Source organism: Paraburkholderia sp. MM5384-R2, assembly GCF_014201025.1.
Classification (GTDB): Bacteria; Pseudomonadota; Gammaproteobacteria; order Burkholderiales; family Burkholderiaceae; genus Paraburkholderia; species Paraburkholderia tuberum.
On record NZ_JACHDI010000008.1, the window covers coordinates 152150 to 166265 of the forward strand.

General features: G+C 64.3%; 15 protein-coding genes. 12 read left to right on the forward strand and 3 right to left on the reverse strand.

Annotated elements, in window-relative coordinates; translation table 11 throughout:
- Positions 1-35: 35 nt before the first annotated feature.
- The 7 genes from HDG37_RS15665 (at position 36) to HDG37_RS15695 (ending at position 6151) form a co-directional block, all read left to right on the forward strand.
- On the forward strand, positions 36-557 hold the full coding sequence (locus HDG37_RS15665; protein ID WP_026225318.1) for an OmpH family outer membrane protein: 522 nt from the start codon (positions 36-38) through the stop codon (positions 555-557).
- Positions 558-699: 142 nt separating this feature from the next.
- Positions 700-1812 (forward strand): UDP-3-O-(3-hydroxymyristoyl)glucosamine N-acyltransferase, encoded by a 1113-nt coding sequence (gene lpxD, locus HDG37_RS15670; protein ID WP_184049142.1) that lies wholly within the window; start codon positions 700-702, stop codon positions 1810-1812.
- Positions 1813-1997: 185 nt separating this feature from the next.
- Positions 1998-2462, forward strand: coding sequence for a 3-hydroxyacyl-ACP dehydratase FabZ (gene fabZ, locus HDG37_RS15675; RefSeq protein WP_006048683.1), 465 nt, complete (start codon positions 1998-2000; stop codon positions 2460-2462).
- Between the two features lie 100 nt (positions 2463-2562).
- Positions 2563-3351, forward strand: a complete 789-nt coding sequence (lpxA, locus tag HDG37_RS15680; protein WP_184049145.1) for an acyl-ACP--UDP-N-acetylglucosamine O-acyltransferase — start codon at positions 2563-2565, stop codon at positions 3349-3351.
- 3 nt (positions 3352-3354) lie between these two features.
- Positions 3355-4524, forward strand: a complete 1170-nt coding sequence (gene lpxB / locus HDG37_RS15685) for a lipid-A-disaccharide synthase (protein ID WP_184049148.1) — start codon at positions 3355-3357, stop codon at positions 4522-4524.
- On the forward strand, positions 4521-5270 hold the full coding sequence (rnhB, locus tag HDG37_RS15690) for a ribonuclease HII (RefSeq protein ID WP_184049151.1): 750 nt from the start codon (positions 4521-4523) through the stop codon (positions 5268-5270). The genes lpxB and rnhB overlap by 4 nt, the downstream gene beginning before the upstream one ends.
- Before the next feature lie 92 nt (positions 5271-5362).
- Positions 5363-6151, forward strand: a complete 789-nt coding sequence (locus HDG37_RS15695; RefSeq protein WP_090800571.1) for an RNA methyltransferase — start codon at positions 5363-5365, stop codon at positions 6149-6151.
- A gap of 63 nt (positions 6152-6214) precedes the next feature.
- Here the strand turns inward: HDG37_RS15695 and HDG37_RS15700 are convergent, their stop codons facing one another.
- The gene (locus HDG37_RS15700) at positions 6215-7030 is read right to left on the reverse strand and encodes a pyruvate, water dikinase regulatory protein (RefSeq protein ID WP_090800570.1); all 816 of its coding nucleotides are present in this window, start codon (positions 7028-7030) and stop codon (positions 6215-6217) included.
- A 515-nt stretch (positions 7031-7545) separates the two neighbouring features.
- Between HDG37_RS15700 and ppsA the strand changes: the two genes are divergently transcribed.
- From ppsA to HDG37_RS15715, 3 genes are all read left to right on the forward strand, one after another.
- Positions 7546-9948, forward strand: a complete 2403-nt coding sequence (gene ppsA, locus HDG37_RS15705; RefSeq protein WP_184049154.1) for a phosphoenolpyruvate synthase — start codon at positions 7546-7548, stop codon at positions 9946-9948.
- Positions 9949-10066: 118 nt separating this feature from the next.
- Complete coding sequence (locus tag HDG37_RS15710) at positions 10067-10522, forward strand: NfeD family protein (protein WP_184049157.1); 456 nt, start codon at positions 10067-10069, stop codon at positions 10520-10522.
- Positions 10523-10608: 86 nt separating this feature from the next.
- Positions 10609-11556: an SPFH domain-containing protein gene (locus tag HDG37_RS15715; protein ID WP_184022647.1), complete on the forward strand. Its 948-nt coding sequence runs from the start codon at positions 10609-10611 to the stop codon at positions 11554-11556.
- 99 nt (positions 11557-11655) lie between these two features.
- Here the strand turns inward: HDG37_RS15715 and smpB are convergent, their stop codons facing one another.
- Complete coding sequence (gene smpB / locus HDG37_RS15720) at positions 11656-12102, reverse strand: SsrA-binding protein SmpB (RefSeq protein ID WP_013089686.1); 447 nt, start codon at positions 12100-12102, stop codon at positions 11656-11658.
- A 100-nt stretch (positions 12103-12202) separates the two neighbouring features.
- Here smpB and HDG37_RS15725 point away from each other — a divergent pair, with 100 nt between their 5' ends.
- Complete coding sequence (locus HDG37_RS15725; protein WP_018417666.1) at positions 12203-12640, forward strand: type II toxin-antitoxin system RatA family toxin; 438 nt, start codon at positions 12203-12205, stop codon at positions 12638-12640.
- Positions 12637-12969, forward strand: coding sequence for an RnfH family protein (locus HDG37_RS15730; protein WP_090800565.1), 333 nt, complete (start codon positions 12637-12639; stop codon positions 12967-12969). The genes HDG37_RS15725 and HDG37_RS15730 overlap by 4 nt, the downstream gene beginning before the upstream one ends.
- Before the next feature lie 66 nt (positions 12970-13035).
- On the opposite strand, the gene HDG37_RS15735 is transcribed toward HDG37_RS15730, so the two are convergent.
- A complete protein-coding gene (locus HDG37_RS15735; RefSeq protein WP_184049160.1) occupies positions 13036-14022 on the reverse strand; it encodes a DMT family transporter in 987 nt (328 codons plus the stop codon).
- Positions 14023-14116: the final 94 nt, after the last annotated feature.

Consider the following 14116-nt stretch of genomic DNA (forward strand, 5'->3'; position numbering starts at 1 on the left):
GGACCCGGCCAAACTACAGTATCGAGAGGATGACTTTGCTAACCGGTATGTTTTCGAAACGTGTAGCGTGCGCATTGGCGCTGGCAATGACCCTCGGGGTCGGCATGGCGCACGCGCAGGAGGCGAGGATCGCCGCGGTGAATTCCGACCGCATCCTGCGCGAATCGGCGGCGGCGAAAGCCGCGCAGCTGAAGCTCGAGGCCGAATTCGCGAAGCGGGACAAGGATCTCGCCGACATGGCGCAAAAGCTCAAGTCGATGTCCGATGCACTCGACAAGAATGGCGCGACAATGTCGGCGACCGATCGCGCGCAAAAGCAGCGCGACCTGTCGCAGCTCGACTCGGACTTCCAACGCAAGCAGCGTGAGTTCCGCGAAGACCTGAACCAGCGCCGCAACGAGGAACTCGCGGCGGTGCTCGATCGCGCGAACAAGGTCATCAAGCAGATCGCCGAAACGCAGCACTACGATCTGATCGTCCAGGAAGCGGTGTACGTGAGCCCGCGCATCGATATCACCGACCAGGTGCTGAAGGCACTTGCGGCATCGGGCAACTGAGAGCAACTAAGGGCAATGAGGGCGACTGAGGGCGGCGCACGGTCGCCCCGCACGCCTCGGCGCGCGCCCTCGCAATGATTTGAATGGGACCAGAGTAAGCGCTAAAGCGCCAACTCTGGTCGACATTGGAGACAGGATAGGCATGGCATTTACGCTCGAGGACATCGTCCAGCGGTTCGGCGGTGAAGTAGTCGGCAACGGGGCGCAGCGCGTGAGCAGTCTTGCGCCGCTCGACCAGGCCGGCCCGGACCAGTTGGCGTTCCTCGCCAATCCGAAATATCTGTCGCAGGTCGAAACGACCCGCGCCGGCGCAGTGCTGATCAATGCCGGCGACCTTGCGAAGCTCGCCTCGCGCGAAGGTCGAAACTTCATCGTCACGCCGAATCCCTACGCTTACTTCGCGCGCATCGCGCAAACCTTCATCGACCTGGCCGCGCCGAGGGCGGTCCCCGGCGTGCATCCGAGCGCAACCATCGATCCTTCCGCCCAGGTCGCCGCGAGCGCGGTGATCGGTCCGCGTGTCACCGTGGAAGCGGGCGCAGTGATCGGCGAGCACGCGCGGCTCGACGCCAACGCCGTAATCGGCCGCGGCACCCGCGTCGGGGCGAACTCGCATCTGTATCCGAACGTGACCGTGTACCACGGCTGCAAGCTCGGCGAGCGCGTGATCGTCCACGCGGGCGCGGTGATCGGCTCGGACGGCTTCGGCTTCGCGCCCGACTTCGTCGGCGAGGGCGACGCACGCACCGGCAGTTGGGTCAAGATTCCGCAGGTCGGCGGCGTGTCGATCGCGAACGACGTCGAAATCGGCGCGAACACCACGATCGACCGCGGCGCGATGGCCGACACGATCATCGAGGAGTGCGTGAAGATCGACAACCTCGTGCAGATCGGCCACAACTGCAAGGTCGGCGCCTACACGGTGATCGCGGGCTGCGCGGGCATCGCGGGCAGCACGACCATCGGCCGTCATTGCATGATCGGCGGCGCGGTCGGCATTGCCGGACACGTGACGCTCGCCGATTACGTGATCGTCACTGCAAAGTCGGGCGTGTCGAAGTCGCTGCTGAAGCCCGGCATGTACACGAGCGCGTTCCCGGCCGTGAACCACGCGGACTGGAACAAAAGCGCCGCGCTGCTGCGCAATATCGACAAGCTTCGCGATCGCATCAAAGCGCTGGAGAACGCCACCGTCGACAAAGCCGGCAATGCCACTGACGGCGCCGCAGGTCAACCCGCAGGCAACAAGATCTGACAGTTATCCCGGCGACCCATCGGCACCGCGTAAAATAGTGGTCGAGCATCATGAAGCAAAGCCGGTGGCCGTGACCGGGTGGCACGATCACCGGTCATCGGAGGCGCCGGTCGTGCGCGTTTTCAACCCACCTGCACCAGCATCCGCAGTCATCATCGCGCAGTCAATGCGTGAGCAGAAACACCATGAGCACCGAAAAAATCAATCTCGACATTCATAAGATTCTCACGCTGCTGCCGCATCGTTATCCGATCCTGCTGGTTGACCGGGTGCTCGAACTCGAACCGCACAAGAGCATCAAAGCGTTGAAGAACGTGTCGATCAATGAGCCGTATTTCCAGGGACATTTCCCGACGCGGCCGGTGATGCCAGGCGTGCTGATCCTCGAAGCGCTCGCGCAGACCGCGGCGCTGCTGACGTTCTCGGAAGAGCCGAGCGATCCGTCGAATACGCTGTACCTGTTCGTCGGCATCGACAACGCGCGCTTCAAGCGCGTGGTGGAACCGGGCGATCAGCTGATCCTGAACTGCACGTTCGAGCGTCACATGCGCGGCATCTGGAAGTTCAAGGCGCGCGCCGAAGTGGATGGCGTCGTCGCGGCGGAAGCCGATCTGATGTGCGCGGTGCGCCACACGGACAAAGACGCGTAAAGCCCGCGTCGGGGCAGGTCGCGGCGCGGCAAGGCACGCGCGCGGCGGCCCTGACGGCAAGGCCATCCACACAACGCAACAGAATCAGAAGCGAGGACGCATGAGCAGGATCCATCCCACCGCGATCATCGAAGCGGGCGCGCAGCTGGACGAATCCGTCGAAGTCGGGCCCTATGCGGTGATCGGCGCACACGTGGCGATCGGTGCGCGCAGCACGGTCGGCTCGCACAGCGTGATCGAAGGCTATACCACGCTCGGCGAAGACAACCGCATCGGCCATTACGCATCGGTCGGCGGGCGTCCGCAGGACATGAAGTACCGGGACGAGCCAACCAGGCTCGTGATCGGCAACCGCAACATGATCCGCGAGTTCACGACGATCCACACCGGCACGGTGCAGGACGCGGGCGTCACCACGCTCGGCGACGACAACTGGATCATGGCCTACGTGCACATCGGTCACGACTGCCACGTCGGCAACAACGTGATCCTGTCGAGCAACGCGCAGATGGCCGGTCACGTGACGATCGGCGACTACGCGATCATCGGCGGCATGTCGGGCGTGCATCAGTTCGTGCGCATCGGTGCGCATTCGATGCTCGGCGGCGCCTCGGCGCTCGTGCAGGACGTGCCGCCGTACGTGATCGCCGCGGGCAACAAGGCCGAGCCGCACGGCATCAACGTCGAAGGGCTGCGCCGCCGCGGCTTCTCGGCCGACGCGATCTCGGTGCTGCGCACCGCGTATCGCGTGCTGTACAAGAACGGCCTGTCGCTCGAAGAAGCGAAGGTGCAACTGAAGGAACTCGGTTCGGCCGGCGGTGACGGCGACGCCCCGGTGCAGACGCTGCTCGCGTTCGTCGAAGCGTCGCAGCGCGGCATCATCCGCTAACCGATGACGTTGCAACCCAGTCCGCTGCGCGTCGCGATGGTGGCCGGCGAGCCGTCCGGCGACCTGCTCGCCGCGTCGCTGCTCGACGGCCTCGCCAGCCGGTTGCCGGCCGCCACGCAGTACTACGGCATCGGCGGTCCGCGCATGATCGCCGCGGGTTTCGACGCCCACTGGCCGATGGAAAAGCTGACGGTGCGCGGCTATGTCGAAGCACTGCGGCACATTCCTGAAATCCTCGGTATCCGCAACGAGCTCAAGCGGCAGCTGCTCGCCGAACCGCCGTCCGTGTTCGTCGGCGTCGACGCGCCCGACTTCAATTTCGGGCTCGAGCACGCACTGCGCGACGCCGGCATTCCGACCGTGCACTTCGTCTGCCCGTCCATCTGGGCGTGGCGTGGCGGGCGCATCAAGAAGATCGCCAAGGCCGTCGACCACATGCTGTGCGTGTTCCCGTTCGAAACCGCGCTGCTCGAAAAGGCGGGTGTCGCGGCGTCGTACGTCGGGCATCCGCTGGCCGACCAGATCCCGCTCGAACCCGACACCCTCGGTGCGCGCCGCGCACTCGGTCTCGCGGAAAGCGGGCCGGTGATCGCGGTGCTGCCGGGCAGCCGGCGCTCCGAGATCGACCTGATCGGCCCGACGTTCTTCGCGGCGATGGAGATGATGCAGCACCAGGAGCCCAGCGTGCGCTTCGTGATGCCGGCGGCGACGCCCGCGTTGCGCGCGTTGCTGCAGCCGCTCGTCGATGCGCATCCGGGCCTCGCGCTGACCATCACCGAAGGCCAGTCGCAACTCGCGATGACCGCCGCCGACGCGATTCTCGTGAAGAGCGGCACCGTCACGCTCGAAGCCGCGCTGCTGAAAAAGCCGATGGTGATTTCGTACAAGGTGCCCTGGCTGACCGGCCAGATCATGCGCCGCCAGGGCTATCTGCCCTACGTCGGCCTGCCGAACATCCTGGCCGGGCGTTTCGTGGTGCCGGAGATCCTGCAGCACTTCGCGACGCCGCAGGCGCTCGCCGAGGCGACGCTGAAACAGTTGCGCGACGAGGCGAACCGGCGCACGCTGAAGGAAATCTTCACGGAGATGCATCACGTGCTGAAGCAGAACACCGCGCAGCGCGCGGCCGAAGTCGTGGCGAGCGTCGTCGAGCAGCGGGCGGGGCGGCCATGACCGCCGCGGGCGCGCCTCGCCGGAAGATCGCGGCCACCGTTCGGGTAGTGGCGCAAGCCGGCCTGAACTTCGAGAGCGCCGACGACATCGTCTGCGGCGTCGACGAGGCAGGGCGCGGACCGCTGGCTGGTCCGGTCGTCGCGGCGGCGGTGATTTTCGATCCCGCCAAACCGATGATCCGTGGCCTCGACGATTCCAAGGCGCTGAGCGCACTCAAGCGCGAAGCGCTGTACGACAAGATCGTCGAGCGTGCGCTCGCGTACTGCGTCGCGTCGGCGACGGTCGAGGAAATCGATTCGCTGAACATCCTGCACGCCACCATGCTCGCGATGAAGCGCGCGGTCGAGGGCCTGTCGGTCGTGCCGACGCTCGTGAAGATCGACGGCAACCGTTGCCCGACGCTCAGCATCCGTAGCGAGGCGGTGATTGGCGGCGACGCGCTCGTGAAGAGCATCTCGGCGGCGTCGATTCTCGCGAAGGTCACGCGCGACCGCATGCTGGTCGAACTGCACCAGGCGTATCCGATGTACGGCTTCGACGCGCATGCCGGTTACGGCACGCCGCAGCATCTCGCGGCGCTGCGCGAGCATGGGCCGTGCGAGCATCATCGGCGCTCGTTCGCGCCGGTGCGCGAAGCGCATCTGCGGTTCGGCACTGGCGTGCCGTTGCCGCCGGCGGACGCCGTCGTCGTGGCCGACGCGCTGCTGCTCGACGGCGATGCGTTCGGCGAAGCCGGCTTCGCGTGACCGACCCCATCAGCGCGGCTCGAGCGCGCTGCGCGCTTGCGTGCCGTTGATTGCCGCTGATTCCTTTTCCCTTCTCACCGCCTTCGCTGCCTGTGAAAGCCATCACCTCGCGGGACAATCCGCTCTACAAGCGCCTGAAGGCACTGGCCGGCTCGACGCATCAACAGCGCCGCAGCGGCCACGCGCTGCTCGAGGGCTTCCATCTCGCGAGCACGTATCTCGACGTCGCAGGTCAGCCGGAGCTATGCGTCGTCACCGACGGCGCGTTGCGTCACGACGAAGCGCAGGCGATCGTGTCACGGATCGACGAGCATCGGCTCGTGACGCTGCCGGATGCGTTGTTCGGACAGTTGTCGAATGTCGTGCATGGGGTCGGGATTCTGCTGCTCGTCGAGAAGCTCGACGCACCGCTGCCCGAGCGCGTCGAGCAAAACTGTCTCGTGCTCGACGGCGTGCAGGACGCGGGCAACGTCGGATCGATTCTGCGCAGCGCGGCGGCTGCGGGTATCGAGCACGTGTTCTGCGCGCCGGGCACCGCATACGCGTGGTCGTCGAAGGTGCTGCGTTCCGGGATGGGCGCGCACTTCCTGTTGCAGATTCATGAGGATGTCGAAGCGCGTGCGCTGATCGAACGGCTCGCGGTACCGATCGTCATCACCGATTCGCACGGTGCCGAAGCGATCTATGACAGCGACCTGAGCCGGCCGCTCGCGTGGGTGTTCGGCAACGAAGGGGCGGGCGTGTCGCAGGCGTGGCGCGATGCCGTGTCGTTGCGGGTGACGATTCCGCAGCCCGGCGGTATGGAGTCGCTGAACGTGGCGGCCGCGGCGGCGGTCTGCGTGTTCGAGCAGTGCCGGCAGCAGCGCGGGCGCAAAAAGTAGACTTACTGTAAGTAGCGTTGCCGGGGCTCTGGCCCGGCAACGCAATGCCTGCCCGGCTGTCCGTCAATACGAAGGCCGATCCAGCTTGATCTCCTGCAGGATCGTCGTCGCGATTTCCTCGATCGACTTGTGCGTCGACGACAGCCACTTGATCCCCTCGCGCCGCATCATCGTTTCGGCTTCGTTGATCTCATAGCGGCAGTTTTCCGGCGCCGCATACTTGCTGCCCGGCCGCCGCTCGTTACGGATCTCCGACAGCCGCTGCGGATCGATCGACAAGCCGAACATCTTCTGTCGATGCTCGCGTAGCGGCGTCGGCAACTTGCCGCGTTCGAAATCTTCGGGAATCAGCGGATAGTTCGCCGCTTTCACGCCGTACTGCATCGCCAGGTAAAGGCTCGTCGGCGTCTTGCCGCTGCGTGACACGCCGACGAGGATCACGTCGGCGTCTGCGAGATTGCGATTCGATTGACCGTCGTCGTGCGCGAGCGAGAAATTGATCGCCTCGATCCGGTTCTTGTACTCCTCGGTGTCCGCGTTCTGGTGGCCGCGCCCCATCGCGTGGCTCGACTTCAGTTCCAGTTCCTGCTCGAGCGGCTCGACGAAGGTCTGGAACATGTCGAGCACGAGCGCGTTCGAACCCTTCACGATCTGATTCGACGAGCTATCGACGAGCGTGGTGAACACGATCGGGCGACGGCCGTCCTGCACGACCGCTTCGTTGATCTTTTCGAGCGTCGCATAGGCCTTCTCGGTCGAGTCGACGAAAGGCACGCGAACCAGGCGGAATTTCTGGTCGAACTGGGAGAGGATCGAATGCGCGAAGGTTTCGGCAGTAATCCCGGTACCGTCTGAGACGATGAATACGGTGGGCGGCATCAGAGGAGCTGTGAACGTGAAAGGCAAATGAGCCGGAAAGCGCGAGCGCGACAACGCGCTCGACTCAAACCGCGCGGCGGCGGGCGCGCCACGCTCGTGCCCCGCGCGGGCGGTCCCGCAAAAGCCCGCTGGCTCGGTCGGCGCGCGATTCGAGGCGCAATTCTCGACCGACTGCCACATTTCAGGAGTCGGCACGGTAGAATAGCGGCAACCTGTTGGATAAGCAATTGCAGGCGATTGGCCGCTAACTTGCCGCGAACGGTCGTTCAACGTCACGTTATCTAATGTCAATATGCGTTGAACGCAACAGATTGAGCGGAAAGTCCGCTCAACCGCGTTCTTCGGTGCGTCCGCCTCGTGCTCCACAGCCGGCGCGCCATGCAACGCATCTCCGCCGTCCAGGCGATTGCTTATCTAACAGGTTGTGCAAGACACGGGGTCGAGGCTTCCAATGGGCTGCCCGTGTTCAAGCCCACTTGCACAGCCGTGAATTTCTTTCACACTTAGGGGCTTGTATGACTAACGCAGTTACAGTCGCAAAGGACAAGGCGTATGTAGTTCCGTTCGAGCAGTTGCGGATGACCGACGTGGAGATCGTCGGCGGCAAGAACGCGTCGCTGGGCGAGATGATCAGCCAGCTCGCCGAAGCCGGCGTGCGCGTGCCGACCGGCTTCGCGACCAGCGCGCTCGCGTTCCGTGACTTCCTGCAGCACAACGATCTGACCGAGCGCATCGCCAAACGTCTCGAGACGCTCGACGTCGACGACGTGAAGGCGCTCGCCGAAGCGGGCAAGGAAATCCGTCAATGGATCGTCGACGCGCCGCTGCAGCCGCAGCTCGAGGCTGACATTCGCGCGGGGTTCGACACGCTGCAACAGAGCTCGCCCGAGGAGCTGTCGTTTGCCGTGCGTTCATCCGCGACCGCGGAAGACCTGCCGGACGCATCGTTCGCCGGTCAGCAGGAAAGCTACCTGAACGTGGTCGGCATCGACGACGTGCTCGATCGCATGAAGCACGTGTTCGCGTCGCTGTATAACGACCGCGCCATCTCCTATCGCGTCCACAAGGGCTTCACGCATGCTGAAGTCGCGTTGTCGGCGGGCGTGCAGCGCATGGTGCGTTCGGACGTCGGCGCCGCGGGCGTGATGTTCACGCTGGACACCGAATCGGGCTTCAAGGACGCCGTCTTCATCACGTCGAGCTATGGCCTCGGCGAAACCGTCGTGCAGGGCGCGGTGAATCCGGACGAGTTTTACGTGTTCAAGACTACGCTCGCGCAGGGCAAGTACCCGATCATTCGCCGCTCGATCGGCTCGAAGCTGATCAAGATGGAGTTCACGAAGCCGGGCGAGCCGGGCCGCGTGAAGACCGTCGACGTCGCGCACGAACAGCGCAACCGCTTCTCGATCACCGACGAAGACGTGATCGAGCTCGCGAAGTACGCGGTGATTATCGAGAAGCACTACCAGCGTCCGATGGACATCGAGTGGGGCAAGGACGGCCGCGACGGCAAGATTTTCATCCTGCAGGCGCGTCCGGAAACGGTGAAGAGCCAGGGCGGGGGCAAGGCCGAGCAGCGCTTCAAGCTGAAGGGCCAGTCGAACGTGCTGACAACGGGCCGCGCGATCGGTCAGAAGATCGGCGCGGGTCCGGTGCGCGTGATCCACGACCCGTCGGAGATGGACCGCGTGCAGCCGGGCGACGTGCTCGTCGCCGACATGACCGACCCGAACTGGGAGCCGGTCATGAAGCGTGCGTCGGCGATCGTCACGAACCGTGGCGGCCGCACCTGCCATGCGGCGATCATCGCGCGTGAGCTGGGTGTGCCGGCCGTGGTCGGCTGCGGCGACGCGACCGACGTGCTGAAGGACGGCGCGCTCGTCACCGTGTCATGTGCGGAAGGCGACGAAGGCAAGATCTACGACGGCCTGCTCGAAACCGAAGTCACCGAAGTGCAGCGCGGCGAACTGCCGCCGATTCCGGTGAAGATCATGATGAACGTCGGCAATCCGCAGCTCGCATTCGACTTCTCGCAACTGCCGAACGCAGGTGTGGGTCTCGCGCGGCTCGAGTTCATCATCAACAACAACATCGGCGTGCACCCGAAGGCGATCCTCGAGTACCCGAACGTCGATCAGGACCTGAAGAAGGCGGTCGAAAGCGTCGCGCGCGGTCACGCCTCGCCGCGCGCGTTCTACGTCGACAAGCTGACCGAAGGTATCGCAACGATCGCGGCGGCGTTCCATCCGAAGCCCGTCATCGTGCGTCTGTCGGACTTCAAGTCGAACGAGTACAAGAAGCTGATCGGTGGTTCGCGCTACGAGCCGGACGAGGAAAACCCGATGCTGGGTTTCCGCGGCGCGTCGCGCTATATCGCGGAAGACTTCGCCGAGGCGTTCCAGATGGAATGCGTCGCGCTGAAGAAGGTGCGTGAAGAGATGGGCCTCGACAACGTCGAGATCATGGTGCCGTTCGTGCGTACGCTGAAGCAGGCGGAGCGCGTGGTCGGGCTGCTCGCGAAGTTCGGCCTGAAGCGCGGCGAGAAGGGCCTGCGTCTGATCATGATGTGCGAAGTGCCGACGAACGCGATTCTCGCGGAAGAGTTCCTGCAGTACTTCGACGGATTCTCGATCGGCTCGAACGATCTCACGCAGCTCACGCTCGGCCTCGACCGCGATTCGGGCATGGAGCTGCTCGCGGTCGATTTCGACGAGCGTGATCCAGCGGTCAAGTTCCTGCTCAAGCGCGCGATCGAAACCTGTCTGCGTCTCGACAAGTACGTCGGTATCTGCGGCCAGGGGCCGTCGGATCATCCGGACTTCGCGCAATGGCTGACTGACGAAGGCATCAAGTCGATCTCGCTCAACCCCGACACGATCATCGATACGTGGCAGCAGCTGGCAAAGGCGAAGCAGTAACTCGCGAGGTATCGAATGCCGCTTTCGCAGGCGGCATTCGGCACGCGTTAAAGGCACGTGCGCTTCGTGCTATAAACACCCCGGTAGAACCGGGGTGTTTTGCTTTGTGGAGGTCGACGTGGCGCCTGGTGGACTGTTCTGGTGGATCGGGGCGGGTGTGCTTGTCGTGCTGGAGCTGATGAGCGGCACCTTCTATCTGTTGATGATCGCGTTCGGCTTCGTCGCGGCCGCGCTTGCGCGCATTGGCGGCGCCGGGACCGATCTGCAATTCGTAGTGGCGGCGCTGGTTGCGCTCGTGGCGGTCGTGGTGCTCAAACGCTCGCGCTTCGGCCGTCGTAGGCGCGAGCAGGCGTCGCGCAATCCGGATGTCAATCTGGATATCGGGCAGACGCTGAACGTGCCGGCCTGGCAGGGGCGCAAAGCACGCGCGACCTATCGTGGCGCGGCATGGGACATCGAGCTGGCCGCGGGCGAACCCGAAGACGCGCAGGTCTACGAGATCAGGGAGTTGCGGGGCAGTTGCCTCGTCGTCGTCGCGAGCCGGCAGCCGAAGGCGCGCGCGAGCGCGACCTGACGATCTGAGCGCCGGCCGCCCAGGCTGAAAACGCAGGCCGGCCAACCTGCGCACAACTATTCGAAGCAGAATCGGAGGGTAGCGATATGGATTCAACCATCGTCGGGGCAGTGCTGCTGATCGTCGTGATCGTGCTCGCGTCGCAGACCATCAAGATCGTGCCGCAGCAGCATGCGTGGGTGCTCGAGCGCCTCGGCCGTTATCATGCGACGCTGACGCCGGGTCTGAGCTTCGCGTTCCCGTTCGTCGACCGGGTCGCGTACAAGCACGTGCTGAAGGAAATTCCTCTCGAAGTGCCGAGCCAGGTCTGTATTACGCGCGACAACACGCAACTGCAGGTCGACGGTGTGCTGTATTTCCAGGTCACCGATCCGATGAAGGCATCGTACGGATCGAGCAACTTCGTGTTCGCGATCACGCAGTTGTCGCAGACCACGCTGCGCTCGGTCATCGGCAAGCTGGAGCTGGACCGGACCTTCGAGGAGCGCGATTTCATCAATCACAGCATCGTGTCCGCGCTGGACGAGGCGGCCGCGAACTGGGGCGTAAAAGTGCTGCGCTACGAGATCAAGGACCTGACGCCGCCAAAGGAAATCCTTCACGCGATGCAGGCGCAGATCACCGCCGAGCGCGAGAAACGCGCGCTGATCGCGGCATCGGAAGGGCGCAAGCAGGAGCAGATCAATATCGCGTCGGGCGGCCGCGAGGCGGCGATCCAGAAGTCCGAGGGCGAGCGTCAGGCAGCGATCAATCAGGCGCAGGGGCAGGCCGCGGCAATTCTGGCGGTGGCCGAGGCGAACGCGCAGGCGATCCAGAAGATCGCGGCGGCGATCCAGCTGAACGGCGGCATGGATGCGGTGAATCTGAAGGTGGCCGAACAGTACGTGAACGCGTTCTCGAACCTGGCCAGGCAGGGCACGACACTGATCGTGCCGGGCGACATGTCGAACATGAGTTCGATGATCGCGTCGGCGCTGACCATCGTGAACAGGAGCAAGGCGGCAGCGGAGCCGCCGCGCGGCGATTTGCGCTGACGAACGGCAATGCATGCGCAGTGAGTGCGTGACGTAAAAGCAAATGGCCCGCACATCGATGCGCGGGCCATTTTTGCATGAGCCGGAAACGAATCGCGTTCAGGTCGGCGAGCGCATCAAGCGCGCCTTCTCGCGCTCCCAGTCGCGCTTCTTCTCGGTCTCGCGCTTGTCGTGCATCTTCTTGCCCTTCGCGAGACCGATCTCGCATTTGACGCGACCGTTCTTGTAGTGAAAATTCAGCGGCACGAGCGTGTAGCCGCGCTGCTCGACCTTGCCGATCAGCTTGCTGATCTCCTCGCTGTGCAGCAGCAACTTGCGCGTGCGCACCGGGTCGGGATGGATGTGCGTCGACGCTTCGGGCAGCGGGCTGATGTGCGTGCCGATCAGGAACAGCTCGCCGTTGCGGATCACCACGTAGCCTTCCTTGATCTGGCCGCGTCCGGCGCGCAACGCCTTGACCTCCCATCCTTCGAGCACGAGGCCTGCCTCATAGCGTTCCTCGACCGAGTAGTCGTAGAAGGCTTTTCTGTTGTCTATGATGCTCATGAATGGAAAGTGCCCAACTCGTTTAAAATCACGATTTTAGCAAAGCGGGGCAAGGAAAGCCCGCGGCGCTCGTCCACCGTTGCCACGCGCTGTTCAATTTATGGCAGATGTTCAGAAAACCGTTTTGATTCGCCACTCGGCGGAGCAGATGTTCGACCTCGTCACCGACGTCGACGATTACCCCAAGTTCCTGCCATGGTGCGGGGGCATCGAAATTCGTCACCGGGACGACACCAGCATGGAGGCGAGGATCGATATCAACTTCAAGGGCATCAAGCAGCATTTCGCCACGCGTAACTCGATGGAGCGCCCCACGCGCATCGACATGGAATTCGCCGACGGTCCGTTTCGCAAGTTCACCGGTTTCTGGCGCTTCACGCCGCTGCGCGCCGATGCGTGCAAGATCGAATTCGCGCTGCACTACGAGTTCACCAGCATCCTGCTCGAGAAGATCATCGGGCCGGTGTTCAATCACATCGCCAATACCTTCGTCGAATCTTTCGTGAAGCGCGCCAACCAGCGCTATGGTCAGTCATGAGTGCGCGGCTAACGGTCGAGGTCTGCTATGCGCTCGCTGCCGAGCAGGCGCTGATTGCGGTCGAGTTGCCCGCGGGCGCGACGCTGCAACAGGCGATCGGCGCAAGCGGGATTCTGCAGCGCTTTCCGTCGATCGATCTGAACACCCAGAAGGTGGGCGTGTTCGGCAAGCTCAAACCGCTCGATACGGTGCTGGCGGACCATGATCGCGTCGAGATTTACCGGCCGTTGCTGGTGGATCCGAAGGTGTCGCGCCAACGCCGCGTCGAAAAGACACGCAAGGCGGGGTCGATCGAGGGGCGGCGTTGGTTGAACAAGGATTCGCGCTAGGCGGCGCTAGGGGGGCGGCGGACTTTTTCGCGCGCCGCCCGTCGTGCATCATCGCGTCACATTATCTCAAGGCGCCGCCGTCTGCGCCTTATCGTTCATGCCCTCGATGCGCGCCGCACCCGACGAATCGTCGTCCGAATGCCGGCGCACCGACCACCAGACCCCCGCCACCAGCAGCAGGACCGCCGCGAGTTCGAGCGGGCGCGGCAGGCGCTCGTCGTAAATGAACGCGTAAAGCAGCGCGAACAGCGTCTCGAACACGATCATCTGGCCGGACAGCGTTAGCGGCAGCCGTTTTGCCGCGGCATTCCACAGGCCGTTGCCGAGCCACGACGCGCCGATCGCGAGTGCGAGGTTGAGCAGCCAGAACGTGTGCCAGCGCGGGTCGGCCAACTCACCCTGCGGGCCGCCCGACGGCAGCACCGCGACCACGAGCCACAACGCGCCGCCGAGCGCGCCAGTCACGACGCCCCACAGCACCGACCACTCATTGCCGCTGAAATGCGTCTGACGCTGCAGGTAACGGGCGTTCTCGACCGCGAACCAGGTCCAGCAGATGAGCGCGCCCACCGCGCAGGCCACGCCGAGCAGGCGCGTCGCGATGCTCACCGGCGCCGCGCCGGCCACCGTAAAGACGTCGATATTGATGCAGACGATGCCCGCCATCACGGTCGCGAGCGGCCATGCGAGGCGCGCGAGCGGCACCGCGCCGTGATCGCGCCGGCCGACCAGCGTGACCGTGACCGGCAGCACGCCGACGATCAGCGAGGCCGGCGCGATTCCGATCAGGTGCACGGCGGCCGTCAGCAGCAGGTAATAGACGATATTGCCGGCCAGCGCGAGCTTGACGAGCGCGATCAGGTCCTTGCGGCTCAGCCGTTTGGCGAGCGAACGCGCGATCGGCAGCGCCGCGGCGAGCGACACGACGCCGTACATCGAGTAGCGGCCGGCGACGAGCAGGAGCGGGGAGAAGTCGGGCAGCACCCGCGGCACCAGAAACACCATGCCCCACAAGGCTCCGGCCATGACGCCATATACGACACCGCGCTGCATCGACTGCCTCTGCTGGATAAACTGGAATGGCCGGCAGAATAGCGGTTTTGCGAGCAGGGCGTCTTGTTCGATCCTGCATTCGGACCGCTCGAGC